A 21,381-nucleotide genomic window follows, 5' to 3' on the forward strand; every position below is an offset into this window, starting at 1 on the left:
ATCCGCACTCTAGCGGAGGGCTTTGTCGGCCATCGATTTGGATCCCCTGGAGATCGCCAGCGTGCCGGAGCGAACGATCTCACGGACCCCGAACGGCTCCAGCACGCTCAGCAGCGCGTCGAGCTTGTCCGCGGCCCCGGTGGCCTCCACGGTCAGGGACTCGGTGGAGACATCGATGATCTTGGCGCGGAAGAGCTCCACAGCCTGGGTCACCTGCAGACGGGCCGCCGCATCCGCGCGGACCTTGATCAGCAGGTGGTCGCGCTGGACCGAATTGCCCGGCTCCAGCTCGATGATCTTGATGACGTTGACCAGCTTGTTCAGCTGCTTGGTGATCTGCTCCAGCAGGTGCGCATCAGCGTCGACCACCACGGTGATGCGGGACAGGCCCTCCACCTCGGAGGGGCCCACCGCCAGGGAATGGATGTTGAAGGCCCTGCGGGCGAACAGCCCGGAGACCTTCGAGAGCACCCCGGGGACGTCCTCAACGAGGACGGAGAGCGTGTGGCGGGAAGTCTCGGCGGCCATCAGTCGTCCTCTCCGTCGAAGTCAGGGGTCATGTTCCGGGCGACCTGGATGTCCGAGTTGGACACCCCCGACGGCACCATCGGCCACACCATCGAGTCCCGGGAGACCACGAAGTCGATGACCACGGGCCGGTCGTTGATCGCGTTGGCCTCGGCGATCACCACGTCGATGTCCTCCTCGCGCTCGCAGCGCAGGCCTACGCAGCCGTAGGCCTCAGCCAGCTTCACGAAGTCGGGAACCCGGACCACCTGGTCGCCGGCAGCGTTGGTGGCGGTGTTCAGGTGAGTGTGGGAGTAGCGGGACTCGTAGAAGAGGGTCTGCCACTGGCGGACCATGCCCAGGGACGAGTTGTTGATCACCGCGACCTTGATGGGGATCTGGTTGATCGCACAGGTGGCGAGCTCCTGGTTGGTCATCTGGAAGCATCCGTCACCATCGATCGCCCACACAGTGCGGCCGGGCTGTCCCACGGCCGCGCCCATCGCAGCGGGCACCGAGTAGCCCATGGTGCCCAGACCGCCGGAGTTCAGCCACTGGCGGGGCCGGTCGTAGCTGATGAACTGGGCCGCCCACATCTGATGCTGGCCGACGCCGGCCGCATAGACCGCCTCGGGGCCGGACGCCGCGCCGATCCTCTGGATGATCTGCTGCGGAGCCAAGCCGCCGTCCTCCGGCTCGGTCCAGCCCAGCGGGTAGGTCTCCCGCAGCCGGTTCAGCCGGTTCCACCACGAGCCGAGGTCCTGGCGGTGCTCGGCCAGCTCCTGGCGCAGCGCGGCGGTGAGGTCCGGAACGACCTCCTTCAGAGATCCGACGATCGGCACATCGGCGTGCCGATTCTTGGAGATCTCAGCCGGGTCGATGTCCGCGTGGATGACCTTCGCCTCGGGAGCGAAGGAGTCCAGCTGCCCGGTGACACGGTCGTCGAAGCGCGCGCCCAGGGTGATCAGCAGATCTGCCTGCTGCAGGGCCGCCACCGCCGAGACCGTTCCGTGCATGCCGGGCATGCCGACGTTGAGCTCATGGGAGTCGGGGAACGCGCCCCGCGCCATCAGGGTGTTGACCACCGGCGCACCCAGCAGCTCCGCCAGCTCGCGGAACTCCTGGTGCGCCTCCGCCTTGATCATCCCGCCGCCGATGTAGAGGACCGGCTTGTTCGCCGCGGCGATGAGCTTCGCAGCCGCGCGAACCTGCTTGGTGTGGCCCCGGGTGACCGGCTTGTAGCCCTGCAGCCTCATCTTCGGAGGCCAGGAGAAGGTGGTCTGCGCGTTCTGCGCGGACTTGGTGATGTCCACCAGGACTGGGCCGGGCCGGCCGGAGGAGGCCAGGTGGAAGGCCGACGCCAGGACCCGAGGAATCTCGTCGGCGTCCTGGACCAGGTAGGTGTGCTTGGTGATGGGCGCGCAGATCCCAGCGATGTCCGCCTCCTGGAACGCGTCGGTCCCGATGACGGCGGCGTTGACCTGCCCGGTGATCGCCACCATCGGCACCGAGTCCATGTGGGCGTCGGCGATCGGAGTCACCAGGTTGGTGGCGCCGGGCCCAGAGGTGGCGAAGCAGACGCCGACCTCCCCGGTTGCCATCGCGTACCCCTGGGCCGCGTGGCCACCGCCCTGCTCGTGACGGACCAGGATGTGGTTGATCTTCTCCGAGTCCATGAGCGGGTCGTAGGTGGGCAGGATGGCCCCGCCCGGGATCCCGAAGACATCCGTGACTCCCAGCTCCTCGAGGGAGCGGATGATCGACTGGCTGCCGGTGACGGCCTCCGGGGCTACGCTGCGCCCGGGGCCGTAGAGCCGGTGCTCAGCGGTGGTGATGCGGCTGCGGCGCTCCTCGTCAGCGTCCGTGCCGGTGCTGCGGGGAGAGGTTGCGGCCAGCGCTGCGGGGCTGGCGTCTGTGGCAGTGCTCATCTCTTCTTCCCTGTCATTTCGTCGCTGCTTGGGTGGGGTTCAGGCTCAGCACAGACGAAACCCCGGCATGCAGGGGCTTCCCTGTGCCGGGGTGGACGGTTGTTTGCGCAGTGTGCAGCAGAAACCTGTCAGTGCCCGGCGGGGGCAATGACGGATACCACTACTAGCTGGCTGCACATACCAACCATCGTTCTCCGACGTGTGACCTGTGTCAACCTCGACAGAGCCGTCTCACCATGTGGATCTTTGGGAGACGCCTGTCAGCCGCAGGAGGCGCCCTCGGCCGCCGACCGGACCAGCTTGGCGTACTTGCCGAGCACACCGGTGGTCACATACGGCGGCAGGGGCTGCCAGTCCGGGCTGGCCCTCCGCTCCTCGAGCACAGACTCCTCGACCTCCAAGTCGATGCTCCTGCCGGGGATGTCCACACGGATCCTGTCGCCGTCGGCGATGTAGGCGATGGGCCCGCCGTCGACCGCTTCCGGAGCGATGTGGCCGATGCACAGTCCGGTAGTGCCCCCGGAGAAGCGGCCGTCGGTGATGAGCAGGACATCCTTGCCGAGTCCTGCGCCCTTGATAGCGCCGGTGATGGCCAGCATCTCTCGCATCCCGGGGCCGCCCTTGGGGCCCTCATAGCGGATGACGACCACGTCGCCGGCCTGGATCTGGTCCTGCTCCAGCGCCTTCAGGGCCGCCTGCTCCCGCTCGAAGACCCGAGCTGTGCCCTCGAAGACCTCAGCGTCGAAGCCGGCGGACTTCACCACAGCTCCCTCGGGAGCGAGACTGCCGCGCAGCACTGCGATGCCGCCGTTGTGGTGAATGGGGTCGTCGAGCTGGCGGATGATCCTGCCGTCGATGTCCGGCGGGCTGATGGCCTCGAGGTTCTCCGCGACGGTCCTGCCGGTCACGGTCATGGCGTCGCCGTGCAGCAGGCCTGCCTCCAGCAGCGCCTTCATCACCACCGGCACCCCGCCGATCTTGTCGACGTCGACCATCACGTGCTGGCCGAAGGGCTTCAGATCGCCCAGGTGGGGAACCTTCTCCCCGATGCGGTTGAAGTCCTCCAGCTCCAGCTTCACACCGGCCTCGTACGCGATCGCCAGCAGATGCAGGACCGCGTTGGTGGACCCGCCGAAGGCCATGGTCACAGCGATGGCGTTCTCGAAAGCCTCCTTGGTCAGGATGTCTCGGGTGGTGATGCCCTTCCGCAGCATCTCCACCACCGCCTCGCCCGAGGCGCGGGCGTAGGCATCACGACGCCGGTCAGCTGACGGGGGCGCGGCGGAGCCGGGCAGTGACATGCCGAGGGCCTCACCGATGCAGGCCATGGTGTTGGCGGTGTACATGCCGCCGCAGGCGCCCTCACCGGGGCAGATGGCCCGCTCGATGACCTCGAGGTCCTCCTCGCTCATCGTGCCGCGGGCACAGGCGCCCACGCCCTCGAAGGCGTCGATGAGGGTGACCTCCTTCTCGGTGCCGTCCTTGAAGCGGGCCGTGCCGGGCATGATGGAGCCGGCGTAGAGGAAGACGCTCGCCAGGTCCAGGCGGGCCGCGGCCATGAGCATGCCGGGCAGGGACTTGTCGCAGCCGGCCAGCAGGACCGAACCGTCGAGCCGCTCGGCGTTCATCACGGTCTCCACAGAGTCGGCGATGACCTCGCGGGAGACCAGAGAGTAGTGCATGCCCTCGTGGCCCATGGAGATTCCGTCGGAGACGCTGATGGTGCCGAACTCCATCGGATAGCCGCCGCCTGCGTGCACGCCTTCCTTGGAGGACTTCGCGAGCCGGTCCAGGGACAGGTTGCAGGGGGTGATCTCGTTCCAGGAGCTGGCGATGCCGATCTGCGCCTTGGACCAGTCGTCGTCGCCCATGCCGACGGCGCGCAGCATGCCGCGGGCGGGAGCGCGCGTGTAGCCGTCAGTGACCTGCCAAGATCGGGGCTTCTCCGGGATGGAAGGGCCGGTCACCGGCTGGGGCGGCACAAACGGAGGGGTCGACGGCGTCTCATCAGTGGGTGCGGACATGCCCCGATTCTATGCCGGGCTCAGGGGCCGCGCCTCGACCTCGCCGGCACGTCTCATTCCTCGAGCATGAAGTAATGGTGATGATGCAGAGAGCATCCCGGGTTGAACGGGGCCTCACAGCTGGGGCAGGCACCCTGCTTCAGGTATTCCGTGATGCGGATCTGATGCCTGCAGGCCCCGCAGAGCACGGCAGCGGCATCGTGCTGGCCCTGAGGACAGCGCTGGACCGCGTGCCCGGCAGCATCAGCGTGGCAGTGCAGGCAGGGGTACCACTCGTCGCAGCAGAAGAACCTGATCGCGACGATGTCGAGCTCACCGGCATAGTGCACGCAGCGCGTACGGTCATCCACCGCCTGCCCGCGCACCTCCACCACGGCAGCGGGCTCAGCCCATCTGGTCGACGACGGTCTCCGCGACTTCACGCATGGTGAGGCGACGATCCATGCTGGTCTTCTGGATCCACCGGAAGGCCTCAGGCTCGCTCAGGCTCATCTTCGTGGTCAGCAGGGACTTGGCCCGCTCCACCAGTTTGCGGGTCTCAAACTTCTCACTGATGTCTGCGACCTCGTCCTCCAGGGCCCGGATCTCGTCGAACCGTGCCATCGCCACCTCAATGGCGGGGATCAGGTCATTCTCGCCGAACGGCTTCACCACATAGGCCATGGCGCCGGCCTCCCGGGCTGACTCCACCAGGTCTCGCTGCGAGAACGCGGTCAGCATCAGGACGGGGGCGATCCGGTCCTCAGCGATCTGCTTGGCCGCGGTGATCCCGTCCATCACCGGCATCTTCACGTCCATGACCACCAGGTCAGGCTCATGCTCGCGGGCCAGCTCGACCGCTTTTTCACCGTTCTCAGCCTCGGCCACCACGTCATACCCGGCGCCGGTGAGAATCTCCACGATGTCGAGGCGGATCAGGGTCTCGTCCTCGGCCACCAGCACACGCCGACGCCCGCCATCAGCGACGACGGCGTCAGCGGCTTCTGCTGCGGGCTGGTTCTCTTCGGTCACTGCGCTCCTTGGTCGAGATCGGCGCCGTCTGGGCCGGCGCCGGCATGATCGGTACCGTGCCCGAAGTGGGACTCGAACCCACACATCTTTCGATACCTGATTTTGAGTCAGGCGCGTCTACCAATTCCGCCATTCGGGCCGGCGTCCAGCAAAATGCTGTCCAACCGCTACATCCTAGCGTTCAGGCCCCGGACCGCAGAATCTCAGGACCGGCCGAAGCTCACAGCGCGCTCTGGGCGGACTGTGCGCTGGCGGCGCTGCTGGAGGGCCAGGGGCCCAACGGCTCCTTGACCGGCAGCACCCCGGTGTCGCCGCGGCGCAGCGCGTCGATGTTCGCGCCGCCGTCAGGAAGGTCCCCCACCTTGTGGACCTTGACCATGTTGGTGGTTCCTGCCTGGCCGGGGGGCGAGCCCGCGGCGATGACCACCAGGTCCCCGACCTCGGCCAGGCCTTCCTCAAGCAGCTGCTTATCCACCTGAGAGGTCATCCGGTCCGTGTGGGAGGCGAACTCCACCCACCGGGGCTGCACGCCCCAGGAGAGGGTCAGAGTGTTCTGGGTGTGCTCCACATGCGTGAAGGCGAAGATGGGCTGCTTGGGCCGCAGGCGGGAGAGCCGCTGGGCGGAGTCCCCGGACCGGGTGAAGGTCGCCAGGTAGTTGACCTCAAGCTGCTCGGCGATCTCATTGGCCGCGCGGGTGATCGCTCCCCCGCGGGTCCTGGGCTTGGTGCCCAGCTGCGGGATGCGGTGCAGGCCTCGGGTCTCCGTGGTCCTGATGATGGAGCTCATGGTCTCCACAGTCCGGACCGGGTACTTGCCGATGGACGTCTCACCGGAGAGCATCACGGCGTCGGCGCCGTCGAGGACGGCGTTGGCGCAGTCGGAGGCCTCCGCGCGGGTGGGACGCGGGCTGTCGATCATCGACTCGAGCACCTGGGTGGCGACGATGACCGGCTTGGCCCACCGGCGGGCGAGCTCGACGGCCCGCTTCTGCACCACAGGAACCTCTTCCAGCGGCAGCTCCACGCCGAGGTCGCCGCGGGCCACCATGATCGCGTCGAAGGCGTCGATGACATCCTGCAGAGCGTCCACGGCCTGGGGCTTCTCGATCTTGGCGATGATGGGGACGTAGCGCCCCTCCTCCTCCATCACCTGGTGCACGGCCTCGACGTCGGCGGCATCGCGGACGAAGGACAGCGCGATCATGTCGAAGCCGGTGCGCAGGGCCCAGCGCAGGTCCTCCTCGTCCTTGTCGGAGAGGGCGGGGACCGAGACGGCCACGCCGGGCAGGTTGATGCCCTTGTTGTTCGACACCGGGCCGGGCACCGTCACCTCGGTGACGACGTCCGTATCGGTGACCTCGAGGGCACGAAGGGCGACCTTGCCGTCGTCGATCAGCAGGGTGTCGCCGGCAGCGACGTCGCCGGGGAGCTTCTTGAAAGTGGTCGAGCACCGCTCCCTGGTGCCCTCGATGTCCTCGGTGGTGATGGTGAACCGGTCGCCCTCGGCCAGCTCGTGCGGACCGTCGGCGAAGCGGCCGAGACGGATCTTGGGGCCCTGGAGGTCAGCGAAGATGCCCACTGCCTGGCGGAGATCCTTGGAGACCTCACGCACCGTGCTGTAGGTGTCCTCGTGAACGCTGTAGTCGCCGTGGGACATGTTCACGCGGACGACGTCGACGCCGGCCTCGATGAGCTGACGGGTCTTCTCGTAGCCGGCAGTGGCCGGGCCGAACGTGGCGACGATCTTGGCGTGTCTCATGCCTCACCTTTCAGGGGTCGGACAGTCAGGTTGAAGTTGGCGCGACACCACGCTGTGCCAGGTCCAGACAGGCTGAGCCTATCGCACAAAGATCCGCCGAGGAACGGGCGTCCGTGCCCTGGATCAGGACAGCGAAATGGCCCTGTCGGTGGGCTTGACGGGGGCTGGGAGACGCGTCGATCCTTCGAGGAACTCATCCACCTTGGCGGCTGCCGCGCGACCCTCAGCGATGGCCCAGACCACCAGGGAGGCGCCCCGGCCGGCGTCGCCGACGGTGAAGACGCCCTCCACGTTGGTCTGGTAGTCCTGGCCGCGGTCCACTGCGCCCCTGGAGGTGAACTCCATGCCCAGCTGGCTGTCCAGGGTCTCCTGCTCAGCGCCGGTGAACCCCAGGGCGAGGAGGATCAGGTCGGCCGGGATCTCCTTCTCAGTGCCGGGCTTGGGTCCGCGGGAGCCGTCCTCGCGATACTCGGTGTCGGCGACTCTCAGAGCGCGGACGCCGCCGTTCTCGTCCCCGAGGAACTCGACGGTGGAGGCCAGCCATTTGACGTCCCCGCCCTCCTGGTGGGCGCTGGAGACCTCGAAGATCCGCGGGTCCATGGGCCAGGGCTCGTGCTCAGGCCGCTCACGGGGCAGCTCCTTGCCGATCGCCAGGGTGGTGACGGAGGCGGCGCCGTGGCGATGGGCGGTGCCGATGCAGTCGGCACCGGTGTCGCCGCCGCCGAGGATGACCACGTGCTTGCCCTCGGCGTGGATCTGGTCCGGGACGTCGTCGCCGGCCAGGGCCCTGTTGGACTGCACCAGGTACTCCATGGCGAAGTGGATGCCGCCCAGGCTGCGGCCCGGGATGGCGAGATCGCGCGGCACCAGCGCACCGGTGGCGACCACCACGGCGTCGTAGGACTCCCGCAGTGCGTCCCAGGCGATGTCCGGCCCGACCTCGGTGGAGGGATAGAAGCGCGTCCCCTCGGCCTCCATCTGCTCGACGCGGAAGTCGACCAGATGCTTCTCCATCTTGAAGTCCGGGATGCCGTAGCGCAGCAGCCCGCCGATGCGGTCGTCACGCTCGTAGACGGCGACGGTGTGGCCGGCGCGGGTCAGCTGCTGGGCGGCCGCGAGCCCGGCCGGCCCGGAGCCGACCACTGCGACGGTCTTGCCGGTCAGGCGGGAGGGCAGCACCGGCTCCACGTAGCCGCTCTGCAGGGCGGTGTCGGCGATCTCCACCTCGGACTGCTTGATGGTGACCGCAGGCTGGTTGATGCCCAGCACGCAGGAGGTCTCGCACGGAGCGGGGCAGACCCGTCCGGTGAACTCCGGGAAGTTGTTGGTCATGTGCAGCCGGGCGGAGGCCTCCTCCCACTGGTCCCGCCAGACGAGGTCGTTCCACTCGGGGATGAGGTTCCCCAGCGGGCAGCCGGTGTGGCAGAAGGGGATGCCGCAGTCCATGCAGCGGGAGGCCTGGGTCTGGGTGGCACCCTTCTCCTGGCGCTCGTAGACCTCATGGAAGTCCATGATGCGCACCGGGACCGGGCGTGAGGGCCGGTCCTGACGCTGAGGATGTTTCAGGAATCCGCGCGGATCAGCCACGGGTCACCTCCAGGATCTTCTGCCATGCGGCGTCGCCGTTGGGGTCCAGTCCCTCGTCGAGGGCCTCGGAGCGGGCGCGCAGCACAGCGTCGTAGTCACGGGGCAGAATCTTGGTCAGCCGGGAGAGGGTGCCCTCCTGGTTCTGCAGGAGGCGGACGGCCAACTCGGAGCCGGTCTCCTCCTGATGGCGGCGCAGCAGGTCGAGGACGATCTGCTTGTCCTCCTCGTCCAGCTCGCTGAGCAGCAGCGCATCAGTCCGTACGGCCTGCACGTTGAGCTTGCCGGGGTCGAAGTCGAGGATGTAGGCGGTGCCGCCGGACATTCCCGCGCCGAAGTTCCGGCCGGTGGGGCCCAGAACGAGGGCCTGGCCGCCGGTCATGTACTCGCAGCCGTGGTCGCCGATGCCTTCGACGACGGCGGTCGCGCCCGAGTTCCGGACGAGGAACCGCTCCCCCACCTGGCCGCGCAGGAACATCTCACCCTGGGTGGCGCCGTAGCCGATCACGTTGCCGGCCACAGTGTTGTCCTCGGCGACCAGGGGAGCGCTGGGGTGCGGGTGGATGATGATCCGCCCCCCGGAGAGGCCCTTGCCGACGTAGTCATTGGCGTCGCCGGACAGGCGCAGTGTGATCCCGTGCGGAAGGAACGCGCCGAGGGACTGGCCGGCCTCGCCGTGGAGGTCCACCCGGATGGTGTTGTGGTCCAAGGTGGACAGTCCCAGGGCCTTGGTGATCTCGTGGCCGAGCATGGTTCCGACTGCACGGTCGGTGTTGACCACGCGGGACTCGATGCGAACCTGCTCGCCATGCTGGATGGCGGGCTGGGACTGCTCGATCAGCGCGACATCGAAGTGCTTCTCAAGCCCATGGTCCTGCTCGGCGGTCCGCCGCAGCATCCCGGCGGTCTTCTCCTCGTTGGGGTCCCAGCCCGTGAGCACCGCGGTGAGGTTCAGCCCCTCGGACTTCCAGTGCCGCTTGGCCTCGTCCATGTCCAGGGAATCGATGTGGCCGATGGCCTCGTCCAGGCTGCGGAAGCCCAGCTCGGCCAGATACTCGCGGACCTCCTGGGCGATGAACTCGAAGAAGTTCACCACGTGGTCGGCCTTGCCGGTGTACCGCTCACGCAGCACCGGGTTCTGGGTCGCGACGCCCACCGGGCAGGTGTCGAGGTGGCAGACGCGCATCATGATGCAGCCGGAGACCACCAGAGGAGCAGTCGCAAAGCCATACTCCTCGGCGCCCAGCAACGCGGCGATGACGACATCGCGGCCGCTCTTCATCTGGCCGTCCACCTGCACGGTGACCCGCTCGCGCAGGCCGTTGAGCATCAGGGTCTGCTGGGCCTCGGCCAGGCCCAGCTCCCAGGGGGTGCCGGCGTGCTTCAGCGAGTTCAGCGGGGAGGCGCCGGTGCCGCCGTCGTGCCCGGAGATGAGCACGACGTCGGCGCTGGCCTTGGCCACCCCGGCTGCCACCGTGCCGACGCCGTGGAGGGAGACCAGCTTCACGTGGACCCGCGACCCGGTGTTGGCCCGCTTGAGGTCGTAGATGAGCTGCTTGAGGTCCTCGATGGAGTAGATGTCATGGTGAGGCGGCGGAGACACCAGGGAGACGCCCGGGGTGGAGTGTCGGGTCTCAGCCACCCAGGGATAGACCTTCTTGCCCATGAGCTGGCCGCCCTCGCCGGGCTTGGCGCCCTGGGCCATTTTGATCTGGAGGTCGGAGGCGTGGGTGAGGTACTGGCTGGTCACGCCGAAGCGGCCGGATGCGATCTGCTTGATCGCGCTGCGCCGCTCCGGGTCGATCAGCCGCTGAGGGTGCTCGCCGCCCTCACCGGTGTTGGAGCGTCCGCCCAGCCGGTTCATCGCGATGGCCAGCGTCTCGTGAGCCTCCTGGGAGATGGAGCCGTAGCTCATCGCACCGGTGTTGAACCGCTTGACGATCTCGCTGACCGGCTCGACCTCGCCGATCGGGACCGGCTTGCGAGTGCCTTTGAGCCTGAAGAGCCCACGCAGGGTCATCAGGGCCTCGGACTGGTCGTCCACAGCCTTGGTGTACTGCTTGAAGATGTCGTACCGGCGGGTGCGTGAGGCGTGCTGGAGCCTGAAGACGGTCTCAGGGTTGAACAGGTGCGGCGGGCCTTCTCGGCGCCACTGGTACTCCCCGCCGACCTCCAGCTCGGAGCCGCGGCCGAGGTCGTTGCCGTCCTGCGGGTAGGCGCGGGCGTGCCGCTCGTGGGTCTCCTTGGAGATCACTTCGAGGCCGACGCCGCCCATCAGCGAGTGGGTGCCGGAGAAGTACTGGTCCACCACCCGCTGGGAGAGGCCCACTGCTTCGAAGGTCTGGGCGCCGCAGTAGGAGGCGACCGTAGAGATGCCCATCTTGGACATGATCTTCAGCACACCCTTGCCCAGGGCGGTGATGAGGTTCTTCACGGCCTGCGGCTCGTCCACATTGGTGATCTCGCCGCGGCGGACCATGTCCTCGGCGGACTCCATGGCCAGATAGGGGTTGACCGCGGCCGCGCCGTAGCCGATCAGGGTGGCCACGTGATGGGTCTCGCGGACATCGCCGGCCTCCACGATCAGGCTCGCCCGAGTACGGTTGGCCGACTTCAGCAGGTGATGGTGCACCGCGGAGGTCAGCAGCAGGGACGGGATCGGTGCCCACTGGGCATTGGAGTCCCGGTCCGAGAGGACGATGTAGTTGACCCCGCGGTTCACCGCAGCGGAGACCTTCTCGCAGATCTCGCGGATCCGCTGCCGGAACTCCTCCTCAGTGGAGCCGACCCGGAACAGCCCGCGGATCTTCAGCGCGACCTTCTGCCCCTCGTCGTTGCGGATGTTGGCGACCTTGGCCAATTGGTCGTTGTCGATCACGGGGAAGTCCAGCTTGACCTGCTGGTGCCTCACCTGATCGGAGCTGAGCACGTTTCCGTTGGGGCCGATGTAGACGCCCAGGGAGGTCACCAGCTCCTCACGGATCGCGTCCAAGGGCGGATTGGTGACCTGGGCGAAGGCCTGGACGAAGTAGTCGAACAGCAGCCGAGGCCGGTCGGCCAGCACCGCGATGGGGGTGTCTGTGCCCATGGCGCCCAGCGGCTCCGCGCCGGTGGAGGCCATCGGCCCCACCAGCGTCTTCAGCTCCTCATGGGTGTAGCCGAAGGTCTGCTGCCGCAGCCGGACGGACCCGGAGGGGTGCTGCACGTGCAGCCGGTCCGGCAGGTCCTCCAGCTCGACGAGGTTCTCGGAGACCCACTCCTCCCACGGCTGGCTGGTGGCGAGCTCCTCCTTGATCTCCTCGTCCTCGATGATCCGCCCCTCGGCGGTGTCGACGAGGAACATCATCCCAGGGGCCACGCGACCCTTGCGGACCACGGAGGCCGGGTCCAGGTCGATGACGCCGACCTCGGAGGACAGGACCACCAAGCCGTCATCGGTGACCCAGTAGCGGGCCGGGCGCAGGCCGTTGCGGTCCAGCATGGCGCCGAGCTGCTGACCGTCGGTGAAGGCCATGGCGGCCGGACCGTCCCAGGCCTCCATGAGCATGGCGTGGTACTCGTAGAACGCCCGCAGCTTGGGACCCATCGAGTCGTGGTTCTCCCATGCCTCGGGGATCATCATCCGCATGGCCTGGGAGAGCGGCCGGCCGGAGAGCATGAGCATCTCGGCGGCCTCGTCGAAGCTGGTGGAGTCTGAGGCGCCGGGCGTGCAGATCGGGAAGAGGTACTCAGGGTCGTCGCCGAGCAGCTCGGAGGACATCGTCGACTGACGGGCACGCATCCAGTTGCGGTTGCCCTCCACCGTGTTGATCTCGCCGTTGTGGGCGATCTGCCGCAGCGGCTGGGCCAACGGCCACGAGGGGAAGGTGTTGGTGGAGAACCTGGAGTGGACGATGCCCAGGGTGGACTTGTACCGCTCGTCGGAGAGGTCCGGGTAGAAGGGCTCCAGCTGCGCGGTGGTGAGCATCCCCTTGTACGTGATCGTCTTGGAGCTCAGGGAGGCGAAGTAGACGCCGAGGCGGTTCTGGGCGCGCTTGCGCAGCCTCCAGGCGCGCTGGTCCAGGCTGCCGCCGGCGGACTCCTGGTACTCCGGGGAGTCCTCGGACGCCAGCGCGACGAAGGCCTGCTTGAAGAACGGCATGGCCTCGCGAGCCATGGACCCGATCATGGAGTCGTCGATCGGGACGTCGCGCCACCCCAGCAGGGTCAGGCCCTGCTCAGCGGCCATCTCTTCGAAGGCCGCTGTGACCTGGTCCCGCTCGGACTCGTCCTTGGGCAGGAATGCGGTGCCGGCAGCGTACTCGCCGGCACCGGGCAGCTCGAAGTCCGCCACGGAGCGGAACAGCTCGTCCGGCACCTGTGTGAGGATGCCGGCGCCGTCGCCGGTGCCCACATCGCCGCCGACGGCACCGCGGTGCTCCACGCAGCGCAGGGCATAGAGGGCGTGGTCGACGATGTCGTGTCCCGGATAGCCGCGGAGGGTGGCAACGGCGGCCATGCCGCAGTTCTCATGCTCCTTGGCAGGGTCGTAGAGCCCCTGCTTCTCCGGGAATGCGGCGAAGCGCTCAAATGGGCTGATGACCTGCGATGCGGACATGATCAGTTCCTTCCTCCGCTCAGGGGGCGACCTTCGCATGCTGGGCACGCGTGACGGGAGTCAGGCGCTAGGGGTGGGCGCTCGGCATGGGTGCACTCAGTCGGTGCGTGCCGCGGCTCGGATTGGGTGCGACCCGGGCCGGGGCTCTTCGGTGCAGACTGACCCTCGCCATCGAGGGGTATCAGACCTATTTTCCGCTCGAGGGTCGAGCGGCGCAAATTGCGTTACTCGCGGTGAGACTCGTCCGTAGGGGCAGGGGAGGCGCCCCCGCTCCCCTCCTCAGCAGTCTCAGCGGCCTCCGGGGCGGGGCTCCCGGCCGAGGCTGCTCCCGGGGCGCCGGCGCTGGTCAGCGGGCGCATCCGGGTTCCGGGCCGGTAGCCCTGCAGCTGCTCGTCGAGGTCCTCATCCGTCTGAGGACGCTTGGTCCAGAGGCGCAGCATCGCGGCGACGGCGATCACAAAGATGACGAAGACGATGATCTGGTTCAGTCGCCAGTCCAGCCCAAGGTCTGAGAGCGGGTACTGGGTGGACTTGGTGGCCTCGTCGATGCGCAGGGACTCGATCCAGAACCGGCCGAGGCAGTAGTAGGCCACATAGGTCAGGGTGACGAGCCCGGGCCGGAACTGGAACCGCTTGTAGAGCCATACCAGTGCGACGAACCCGACCAGGTTCCAGATCGACTCGTAGAGGAAGGTGGGGTGGAAGAGGGTGTCCTCAGTGGTGCCGCGCGGGGCCTGGGAGGGCTGCTCGAGGTCGATGCGCAGGCCCCAGGGCAGGTTGGTGGCCCGGCCGAAGAGCTCCTGGTTGAACCAGTTGCCCCAGCGTCCGATCGCCTGGGCGAGGATCACTCCCGGCACCACGGCATCGGCGAGGGCCGGGAACTTCATCCCGTTGCGCCGGCAGGCGATGTAGACGCCCAGGGCGCCGAAGGCGACGGCTCCGATGATCGACAGGCCGCCCTCCCAGATGCGGAAGGCGCGCAGCGGTTCGCCGCCCTCACCGAAGTAGGGGTCCGGGGAGCTGACCACGTGGTAGAGCCGGGCGCCGACGATGCCGAGCAGCACGGCCCACAGGGTCGCGCTCATGACATCCTCAGGGTCGCCGCCGCGGGACTTCCACAGCTTGGAGGCGACGACGACGGCGAGGATGCCGCCGACGACGATGCACAGAGCGTACATCGCGACTTCGAAGGGACCGGGAAGGTCGATGACGCGGATCGGCGGGGGCGGGAATCCGGAGGCGAGCAGGGCAGTCACGGCGGTCACAGTATCAGGACCGTCCGGACAGTTCTGCGGTGAGGCTCGCGACGGCGTCCACTCCCCCGTCGCGCAGGGCCGCCACCAGGGCGGTGCCGACGATCACGCCGTCGGCGTAGGCGCTGATCTCCTCCACGTGGGCCCGGGTGGAGACCCCCAGTCCCACGCAGACGCGCTCCGCCCCGGCGGCCTTGGAGGTTTGGACCACCTGAGCGGCCGCATCGGAGACTGCGGCGCGCTTGCCGGTGACGCCCATCAGAGAGACCCCGTAGACGAAGCCCCTGGATGCTTCTGCGATGGCGCGGTGGCGCTCCTGCGTGGAGGTGGGCGCGGCGAGGAAGATGCGGTCCAGGTCATGCTTCTCCGCCGCGGCGATCCACTCAGCGGCCTCGTCCGGGATGAGGTCCGGGGTGATCGCCCCAGCTCCGCCGGCCTCGGCGAGGCGCCGGGCGAAGGTCTCGGGGCCCATCCGGTCGATGATGTTGTAGTAGGTCATCACGACGACGGCGGCGTCGGTGGCGTCCGTGACGGCCTTGACGACCTCGAAGACCTCGTCGAGGCGGAAGCCGCGGCCCAGAACCTCCGTGGTGGCCTGCTGGATGACAGGCCCGTCCATCACGGGATCCGAGTAGGGGATGCCGATCTCGATGACGTCGGCGCCGCTGTTCGCCAGGGCGATGGCCGCGGCGATCGAGGTGTCCCTGTCCGGGTACCCGGCGGGCAGATAGCCGATGAAGGCCGCGCCCTTCTGCTCCTTGGCCCGGTCGATGGCTGTCGCCGTCCTGCTCATGACTGCACCCCCGCTTCGGGGGCCTCGGAGCCCGCGTCGTCGGCTGCGGGGTCGTTCTCCTGCCCGGGGAGGAGCCTGAACCACTCAGCGGCGGTGGCCACGTCCTTGTCGCCGCGGCCGGAGAGGCTGACCACGATGATGCGATCCGCGCCCTCATCGCCCCAGGAGGCGGACAGCCGTGCGGCGCCGGCGAGGGCATGGGCGGACTCAACGGCCGGGATGATCCCTTCGGTCCGGCAGAGCTGCTGGAACGCATCCATGCACTCGGCGTCAGTCACCGGCTCGTAGGCGACCCGGCCGACGTCGGCCAGGTAGGCGTGCTCGGGCCCCACGGAGGGGTAGTCGAGCCCGGCGGAGATCGAATGCGAGTCCACGGTCTGACCGTCCTCATCCTGCATCAGGTATGAGCGTGCCCCATGCAGCACCCCGGAGCGCCCGAGGGTGATCGCGCTGGCGTGCCGGCCGGTCTCCAAGCCGTCGCCGCCGGCCTCGAAGCCGAACAGGGCCACTGATTCGTCGTCGAGGAAGCCGTGAAAGAGGCCGATGGCGTTGGAGCCGCCGCCGACGCACGCAGCCACGGCATCGGGCAGGCGTCCGGTCTGAGCGATGATCTGCTCCCGGGCCTCATCGCCGATGACCTGGTGGAAGAAGCGCACCAGCTCCGGGAACGGGTGCGGGCCCGCGACCGTGCCCAGCACGTAGTGGGTGGTGTCCACGCTGGCGACCCAGTCCCGCAGGGCCTCGTTGATGGCGTCCTTCAAAGTCTGGGCGCCATGCTCCACGGGGATCACCTCGGCGCCGAGGAGGTTCATCCGGGCCACGTTGAGGGCCTGGCGGCGGGTGTCCTCAGCGCCCATGTAGACCACGCACTCCATGCCCATCAGGGCTGCGGCGGTGGCTGCGGCCACTCCGTGCTGGCCGGCGCCGGTCTCAGCGATCAGGCGGGTCTTGCCCAGCCGCTTGGCGAGCAGCGCCTGGCCGAGCACGTTGTTGATCTTGTGGGATCCGGTGTGGTTGAGGTCCTCGCGCTTCAGGAAGATGCGCGCGCTGCCGGCGGCCGCGGCGAAGCGGGGCACCTCGGTCAGCAGGCTGGGACGGCCGGTGTAGTCCCGACAGAGCCGCTCGTACTCGGCAGTGAAGTCCGGGTCCGCCTTGGCATCCCGGAAGGCGGCCTCGAGCTGGTCGAGCGCGGCGACCAGGGATTCGGGCATCCAGCGGCCGCCGTAGGCTCCGAAGTAGGGACCCTCGGCATCGCGGTACTGGGTGGTGCTCATGAGCTCTCCTTGGCGAGGCTGGCTTCGCGGAAGTCGCGGACGGCGGCGGTGGGGTCGCCGTGCTTCACCAGGGCCTCGCCGACCAGCACGGCGTCGGCGCCCTGGCGGGCGTAGTCGAGGACGACGCCGGGGCCGTCCACACCTGACTCGGCGACCCGGACCACATGGTCCGGCAGGTGCGAGGCCATGTCTTGGTAGTGGGAGGGGCTGACCTCGAGGGTCTTCAGGTTGCGGGTGTTGACGCCGACGATTCCGGCACCGACCTCGGCCGCACGGCGGATCTCCTCCTCTGTATGGGCCTCCACCAGCGCGTCCATGCCCAGCTCGTGGGTGAGGGCGAGGTAGTCGCGCAGCTGGTAGTCGTCCAGGGCGGCAACGATCAGCAGGACCAGGTCAGCGCCATGGGCGCGGGCCTCGTGGAATTGGTACTCATCCACCATGAAGTCCTTGCGCAGCACCGGGATGTCCACCCGGCTGCGAACGGCGTCGAGATCCTCCAGGGAACCGTTGAAGCGGCGGCGCTCGGTGAGGACGGAGAGCACGCTGGCTCCGCCGGACTGGTAGGCCTGGGCGAGCCGGGCTGGGTCCGGGATGCGGGCGAGGTCTCCCTTGGAGGGGGACTTCCGCTTCACCTCCGCGATGATGCGCACGCCCTCGGCATCGTCACGGCCGCCGGTGAGGGCTTGGCGGGCGTCCAGCGCGGGGGCGGCGTCCGCGGCGCGGGCGGTCACCTCACGCAGCGGCGCGGAGGACTTGCGGTCGGCGAGGTCCTCCCGGACCCCGGTGATGATCTGGTCAAGAACTGTGGGCATTCAGGGCTCAGGAGGCCTGCTCAGTGGGTGCCGTGAGCGGGCTGCCGCTCTTCGGCGCCCGCGGTCTGGTCCGGCTGCGCGGGGCCCTGGTGGCGGCGCGGGTCCTCGCCCTTCCTCAGGACAGCCTCAGCGTCCATCTCCACGCCGTAGCCCATCTTCTTCAGCACCACGCCGCCGATGATGGCCAGCGGCAGGATGGCGATGCCCACGTAGATGAGGATCTCGTTGGCGATGATCATCCCGACGCCGATGAGCAGCGATCCGAGGATGACGCCGAGGCAGAGAGTCCAGGCCGCAGGGGTGGAGCCGTGGCCGATGTGGTCGTGATGGATGAATTCGTCGTCGGCCTCCGGCTGCTGCTCAACATCGCGGACCTGGGTGCTGCTGGTCGCCATCGGGTTCTCCTTATGCAGTGCTCTTCAGCGACGCCCTTCTACAGGGCGTCGAAATTGCTCGGTGCCCATTCTGCCACGGGTTGGGGCGCTCCGGTCAGCCATGAAGTCAGCGGGCCGAGTCAGTGGGGTCATCGCCCTGGGAGAGGCCGTCCCAGAGGTCGAACTCGTCAGGCTCCTCGCCGTCTGCCTCGCCCGGCGAGGACGAGGCGGTGCGGCTGTACTTCTTGGAGGCCTTGGCGTCCTGCCACCGGCCGACGACGGCCAGCAGCGCAGCCCCGCACAGCACCATCAGCCCCGCCCCTGCCGCGGCCGCGTAGACTGCGACGCCGAGGTCGTAGCTCTCCGCCGGCTCGGTGGTGCCGGTGGTCTCCCCCAGCGCGGCCAGCGAGGCGCCCGCGGGGTCGAGGATGACGCCGACGATCTGGACCAGCGCCAGGACCCCGGCGCCGAGCAGGACCGCCGCGATGACGTACCGCAGCACTCTGCGAGCGATGGAGACGGCCAGCGCCCCGGCCAGGCCCACCAGGGCCATCGCGGTGACCAGGTCTGAGATCTCCGTGCCGGGAATCACCGCCTCCTGCACCGCGGAGGTCTCCCCCAGGCCCTCGGCGAGCACCCAGGTCTGAGTGGTGGCGGCGAAGAGGATGCCGCCGGCGGCCAGGGCCGCCAGGACGAGGTTCCGCCGGGTGAGGCGCTCAAGCATAGTGATCATCATCCTGTACGGGACGGATGCCGTCTGCGGCAAGCACTGCCCGAAGAGGGGCGGCGGCCTTGCTGACGGTCTCCAGGCGTTCGGCGTCAAAGTCGGAGTCAGCGACGATCCCGCCGCCGGACTGCACGTAGGCGGTGCCGCCGGTCAGCACCGCGGAGCGGATCGCGATGGCAGCGTCCATCCGACCGCAGAGGTCGAAGTATCCGACCACTCCCCCGTAGATCCCGCGCCGGGTGGGCTCCCACGCGTCGAGCAGCTGCAGCGCCCGCGGCTTGGGCGCCCCGGAGAGGGTTCCGGCGGGGAAGGTGGCAGCCAGCACGTCATAGGGGGTGGAGCTCTCGGCGACCCGCCCCTGGACGTGGCTGGTCAGGTGCATGACGTGGCTGAAGTGCTCGACGGCCATGAACTGCGTGACCTCCACCGTCCCGGGCTCGCAGACCTTGGCGAGGTCGTTCCGGGCCAGGTCCACCAGCATGATGTGCTCGGCCCGCTCCTTCTGGTCCGCCAGCAGGTCCTCGGCGAGCTGCTTGTCCTCTGCGGGGGTGGCGCCTCGGGGGCGCGTCCCGGCGATGGGGTGGGAGACAGCGACCCCGTCCTCCACGGTCACCAGAGCCTCCGGGGAGGCGCCCACCACCTGGTAGGGCTCCCCGTCCGGGGTCTCGAAGCTCATCAGGTACATGTATGGGCTGGGGTTGAGGAGCCGCAGCATCCGGTAGACGCTCAGCGCATCGACGCTGGTGTCCACCTCGAACCGGCGGGAGACGACGATCTGGAAGACCTCCCCGTCGATGATGGCCTGCTTGGCCCTCTCCAAGGAGGCCATGTACTCGGACTCGTCCCAGGTGTGGCGGACCCGGCTGGTCAGCTCGGCCTCCACCGTCTCGGACCAGTTCGGCTCGGCGACGCTCAGCTCAGGGCTGACGGGACGGCTCAGCGACCCGCGCATCCGGTGCAGGCGGGCGACGGCGTCGTCGTAGGCCTGCTCGGCGCCCTCAGCTCTGCCGTCGATGTTGATGGCGTTGGCGATCAGGGTGACGGTCCCGCTGCGGTTGTCATGCACTGCGAGGTCAGCCACCAGGTTCATCGCCATCTCGGGCAGGTCCAGGCCCTCCTCCGGCGGATCCGGCAGGCGCTCCCAGTGGCGGACCACCTCCCAGCCGATGTAGCCGACCAGCCCGGAGCTCAGGTGCGGCAGGGCGGCAGCGCGGGCCCGGCCGCTGCTTCCGGTGAGGAACTGCAGGGTCTCGCGCAGCACCTCCGCGGTGGTGCCTTCGGCGGGGGTGCCGGCCGGCGGGGTCCCCTGCCAGTGCGCGGCACCGTCCTTCTCCGTCAGGGTGGCGAGGGAGCGCACGCCGATGAAGCTGTACCGGTCCCAGGCCGCGCCGGGTGCCGCAGACTCCATCAGGAAGGTGCCGGGCCCGCGCTCGGCGGCCAGGGCCCGGTGGATGCTCAGCGGGGTGTGGCCGTCGGCGAGCACCGTCATGGTCACGGGGATCACCCGGTGCTGGGCGGCGAGCTCCAGGAACTCCTCACGGGAAGGGGTGACGACGCCGAGGCTCCTCATCAGGCGGCCTCCTCAGGACTGTCCGACGCCTCGGCCCGGCCCAGCGGCAGCTCCCGGCCGGTGAAGCAGGTGGCCTCCCCGGTGTGGCAGGCGGGGCCGGTCTGATCCACCAGCAGCAGGACTGCGTCGCCGTCGCAGTCGAGGCTGACGGAGCGGACCCGCTGGATGTGCCCGGAGGTCTCCCCCTTGACCCAGATCTTCCCGCGGGAGCGGGAGTAGTAGGTGCCTCGACGGGTGGTGAGAGTGGCGGCCAGGGCCTCCTCGTTCATCCAGGCGAGCATCAGCACCGCACCGGTCTCAGCATCCTGCGCGACGGCGGGCACAAGCCCCGCCGCGTTGAGGGTGAGACTCTCGGCGATCTCAGAGGGAAGGGTCGTCTCGGTCATCAGGCCTGTCACCTTACCGGGTGGCCTGCCGCACGGATGGCCTCCTTCACCCGGGCGATCATGTCGGCCGGGCCGAAGTGGAAGACGGAGGCGGCCAGCACAGCGTCGGCGCCGGCGTCGATGGCTGCCGGAAAGTGCTCAGGCCTGCCGGCCCCTCCGGACGCGATCAGCGGAACGTGGGTGAGGGCGCGGACCGCGGAGATCATCTCAGTGTCGAAGCCGTCCTGGGTGCCGTCTGCGTCGATGGAGTTCAGCAGGATCTCCCCGACTCCGCGCTGGGATGCCTCCTGGGCCCAGTCGAGCGCGTCGATGCCGGTGCCCCTGCGTCCGCCGTGGGTGGTGACCTCGTACCCGGACTCGGTGGCGCCGGTGCGCTTGGCGTCCAAGGAGAGGACGAGCACCTGATTGCCGAACCGGGCGACAATCTCGTTGATCACCGCAGGACGGGAGACGGCGGCGGTGTTGATGGAGGCCTTGTCCGCCCCGGACTTCAGCAGCCGGTCCACGTCCTCCGTGCTGCGCACCCCGCCGCCGACGGTCAGCGGGATGAACACCTCGGAGGCGGTCTGGGTGACGACGTCATAGGTGGTCTGGCGGTCGTCGCTGGAGGCGGTGACGTCCAGGAAGGTCAGCTCGTCGGCGCCGGCGTCGTTGTACCGGTGAGCCAGCTCGACGGGGTCGCCGGCCTCACGGAGGTTCTCAAAGTTCACGCCCTTGACCACCCGGCCGGCATCGACGTCGAGGCAGGGGATGACCCGTACTGCTAGCGACATCTCAGGCTC

Annotated in this window: 17 protein-coding genes and 1 tRNA gene; all 18 read right to left on the reverse strand. The window is 68.6% G+C overall.

The genetic code is table 11. The annotated features are described in order from the left end of the window. Positions 1-9: 9 nt before the first annotated feature. Positions 10-528 (reverse strand): acetolactate synthase small subunit, encoded by a 519-nt coding sequence (ilvN, locus tag FWJ47_RS10360; protein WP_147107817.1) that lies wholly within the window; start codon positions 526-528, stop codon positions 10-12. Then, positions 528-2,435 (reverse strand): acetolactate synthase large subunit, encoded by a 1,908-nt coding sequence (locus FWJ47_RS10365; protein WP_147107820.1) that lies wholly within the window; start codon positions 2,433-2,435, stop codon positions 528-530. The genes ilvN and FWJ47_RS10365 overlap by 1 nt, the downstream gene beginning before the upstream one ends. Positions 2,436-2,695: 260 nt before the next feature. After that, positions 2,696-4,459 carry a dihydroxy-acid dehydratase gene (gene ilvD, locus FWJ47_RS10370; RefSeq protein ID WP_147107824.1) on the reverse strand — a complete coding sequence of 588 codons (1,764 nt, stop codon included), beginning with the start codon at positions 4,457-4,459 and terminating at the stop codon, positions 2,696-2,698. 53 nt (positions 4,460-4,512) lie between these two features. Next, on the reverse strand, positions 4,513-4,881 hold the full coding sequence (locus FWJ47_RS10375; RefSeq protein WP_246126267.1) for a CHY zinc finger protein: 369 nt from the start codon (positions 4,879-4,881) through the stop codon (positions 4,513-4,515). Next, positions 4,844-5,470 (reverse strand): ANTAR domain-containing response regulator, encoded by a 627-nt coding sequence (locus tag FWJ47_RS10380; RefSeq protein WP_147107827.1) that lies wholly within the window; start codon positions 5,468-5,470, stop codon positions 4,844-4,846. Before FWJ47_RS10380 ends, FWJ47_RS10375 begins: the two co-directional genes overlap by 38 nt. Before the next feature lie 57 nt (positions 5,471-5,527). Further along, a tRNA-Leu gene (locus FWJ47_RS10385) sits at positions 5,528-5,609 on the reverse strand. 81 nt (positions 5,610-5,690) lie between these two features. Next, positions 5,691-7,229: a pyruvate kinase gene (gene pyk / locus FWJ47_RS10390; RefSeq protein WP_147107830.1), complete on the reverse strand. Its 1,539-nt coding sequence runs from the start codon at positions 7,227-7,229 to the stop codon at positions 5,691-5,693. A gap of 123 nt (positions 7,230-7,352) precedes the next feature. Further along, positions 7,353-8,816 carry a glutamate synthase subunit beta gene (locus FWJ47_RS10395; RefSeq protein WP_147107834.1) on the reverse strand — a complete coding sequence of 488 codons (1,464 nt, stop codon included), beginning with the start codon at positions 8,814-8,816 and terminating at the stop codon, positions 7,353-7,355. Beyond that, a complete protein-coding gene (gltB, locus tag FWJ47_RS10400; protein WP_246126268.1) occupies positions 8,809-13,410 on the reverse strand; it encodes a glutamate synthase large subunit in 4,602 nt (1,533 codons plus the stop codon). Before gltB ends, FWJ47_RS10395 begins: the two co-directional genes overlap by 8 nt. 224 nt (positions 13,411-13,634) lie before the next feature. After that, complete coding sequence (gene lgt, locus FWJ47_RS10405; protein WP_147107840.1) at positions 13,635-14,666, reverse strand: prolipoprotein diacylglyceryl transferase; 1,032 nt, start codon at positions 14,664-14,666, stop codon at positions 13,635-13,637. A 13-nt stretch (positions 14,667-14,679) separates the two neighbouring features. Beyond that, on the reverse strand, positions 14,680-15,456 hold the full coding sequence (trpA, locus tag FWJ47_RS10410) for a tryptophan synthase subunit alpha (RefSeq protein ID WP_147107843.1): 777 nt from the start codon (positions 15,454-15,456) through the stop codon (positions 14,680-14,682). Next, on the reverse strand, positions 15,453-16,730 hold the full coding sequence (gene trpB, locus FWJ47_RS10415; RefSeq protein WP_147107848.1) for a tryptophan synthase subunit beta: 1,278 nt from the start codon (positions 16,728-16,730) through the stop codon (positions 15,453-15,455). Before trpB ends, trpA begins: the two co-directional genes overlap by 4 nt. Next, positions 16,727-17,542, reverse strand: coding sequence for an indole-3-glycerol phosphate synthase TrpC (trpC, locus tag FWJ47_RS10420; protein WP_147107852.1), 816 nt, complete (start codon positions 17,540-17,542; stop codon positions 16,727-16,729). The genes trpB and trpC overlap by 4 nt, the downstream gene beginning before the upstream one ends. A 20-nt stretch (positions 17,543-17,562) precedes the next feature. Continuing rightward, entirely contained in the window at positions 17,563-17,937 is a 375-nt protein-coding gene (locus tag FWJ47_RS10425; RefSeq protein WP_147107855.1) for an HGxxPAAW family protein, read from the reverse strand. 106 nt (positions 17,938-18,043) lie between these two features. Then, positions 18,044-18,640 carry a Trp biosynthesis-associated membrane protein gene (locus FWJ47_RS10430; protein WP_170228559.1) on the reverse strand — a complete coding sequence of 199 codons (597 nt, stop codon included), beginning with the start codon at positions 18,638-18,640 and terminating at the stop codon, positions 18,044-18,046. Further along, positions 18,633-20,213 (reverse strand): anthranilate synthase component I, encoded by a 1,581-nt coding sequence (locus FWJ47_RS10435; protein ID WP_147107861.1) that lies wholly within the window; start codon positions 20,211-20,213, stop codon positions 18,633-18,635. Before FWJ47_RS10435 ends, FWJ47_RS10430 begins: the two co-directional genes overlap by 8 nt. After that, on the reverse strand, positions 20,213-20,599 hold the full coding sequence (hisI, locus tag FWJ47_RS10440; protein ID WP_147107865.1) for a phosphoribosyl-AMP cyclohydrolase: 387 nt from the start codon (positions 20,597-20,599) through the stop codon (positions 20,213-20,215). Before hisI ends, FWJ47_RS10435 begins: the two co-directional genes overlap by 1 nt. A gap of 8 nt (positions 20,600-20,607) precedes the next feature. Then, on the reverse strand, positions 20,608-21,372 hold the full coding sequence (gene hisF, locus FWJ47_RS10445; RefSeq protein ID WP_147107868.1) for an imidazole glycerol phosphate synthase subunit HisF: 765 nt from the start codon (positions 21,370-21,372) through the stop codon (positions 20,608-20,610). Positions 21,373-21,381: the final 9 nt, after the last annotated feature.

This window comes from Nesterenkonia populi, assembly GCF_007994735.1.
In the GTDB taxonomy this organism is placed as follows: domain Bacteria; phylum Actinomycetota; class Actinomycetes; order Actinomycetales; family Micrococcaceae; genus Nesterenkonia; species Nesterenkonia populi.

Excerpts from the sequence above, each read along its gene's own strand:
- FWJ47_RS10435 (WP_147107861.1), bottom strand. The coding sequence starts at position 20,213 with ATGAGGAGCCTCGGCGTCGTCACCCCTTCCCGTGAGGAGTTCCTGGAG.
- gltB (WP_246126268.1), bottom strand. The coding sequence starts at position 13,410 with ATGTCCGCATCGCAGGTCATCAGCCCATTTGAGCGCTTCGCCGCATTC.
- trpB (WP_147107848.1), bottom strand. The coding sequence starts at position 16,730 with ATGAGCACCACCCAGTACCGCGATGCCGAGGGTCCCTACTTCGGAGCC.
- ilvN (WP_147107817.1), bottom strand. The coding sequence starts at position 528 with ATGGCCGCCGAGACTTCCCGCCACACGCTCTCCGTCCTCGTTGAGGAC.
- hisF (WP_147107868.1), bottom strand. The coding sequence starts at position 21,372 with ATGTCGCTAGCAGTACGGGTCATCCCCTGCCTCGACGTCGATGCCGGC.
- pyk (WP_147107830.1), bottom strand. The coding sequence starts at position 7,229 with ATGAGACACGCCAAGATCGTCGCCACGTTCGGCCCGGCCACTGCCGGC.
- hisI (WP_147107865.1), bottom strand. The coding sequence starts at position 20,599 with ATGACCGAGACGACCCTTCCCTCTGAGATCGCCGAGAGTCTCACCCTC.
- FWJ47_RS10425 (WP_147107855.1), bottom strand. The coding sequence starts at position 17,937 with ATGGCGACCAGCAGCACCCAGGTCCGCGATGTTGAGCAGCAGCCGGAG.
- trpA (WP_147107843.1), bottom strand. The coding sequence starts at position 15,456 with ATGAGCAGGACGGCGACAGCCATCGACCGGGCCAAGGAGCAGAAGGGC.
- trpC (WP_147107852.1), bottom strand. The coding sequence starts at position 17,542 with ATGCCCACAGTTCTTGACCAGATCATCACCGGGGTCCGGGAGGACCTC.
- FWJ47_RS10430 (WP_170228559.1), bottom strand. The coding sequence starts at position 18,640 with ATGCTTGAGCGCCTCACCCGGCGGAACCTCGTCCTGGCGGCCCTGGCC.
- ilvD (WP_147107824.1), bottom strand. The coding sequence starts at position 4,459 with ATGTCCGCACCCACTGATGAGACGCCGTCGACCCCTCCGTTTGTGCCG.
- FWJ47_RS10365 (WP_147107820.1), bottom strand. The coding sequence starts at position 2,435 with ATGAGCACTGCCACAGACGCCAGCCCCGCAGCGCTGGCCGCAACCTCT.